1 tRNA gene and 1 rRNA gene are annotated in these 255 nt (G+C 52.2%); both read left to right on the top strand.

Features of this window, described 5'->3' with window-relative positions:
- Positions 1-102, top strand: a 16S ribosomal RNA gene (locus KW842_RS27295); the annotation flags it as partial.
- A gap of 76 nt (positions 103-178) precedes the next feature.
- Positions 179-255: transfer RNA gene (locus tag KW842_RS27290), tRNA-Ile, on the top strand.

Here is a 255-nt window from a genome sequence, read left to right as displayed (position 1 = left end):
AGCTTAACCGCAAGGAGGGCGCTTACCACGGTAGGATTCGTGACTGGGGTGAAGTCGTAACAAGGTAGCCGTATCGGAAGGTGCGGCTGGATCACCTCCTTTCTAGAGTTTGCAGGTTCTTCGGAACATTTCAAGCGCTCACACTTATCGACTGTGTTTAAAGAGAACAGCAAATATTGGGGCTGTAGCTCAGCTGGTTAGAGCACCGTGTTGATAACGCGGGGGTCGTTGGTTCGAGTCCAACCAGCCCTACCA

This window comes from Duganella sp. sic0402 (assembly GCF_019219065.1).
GTDB lineage: Bacteria > Pseudomonadota > Gammaproteobacteria > Burkholderiales > Burkholderiaceae_D > Rugamonas.
The sequence above is the reverse complement of the archived record's forward strand: the minus strand, read 5'-3'. Positions and strand labels throughout refer to the sequence as shown.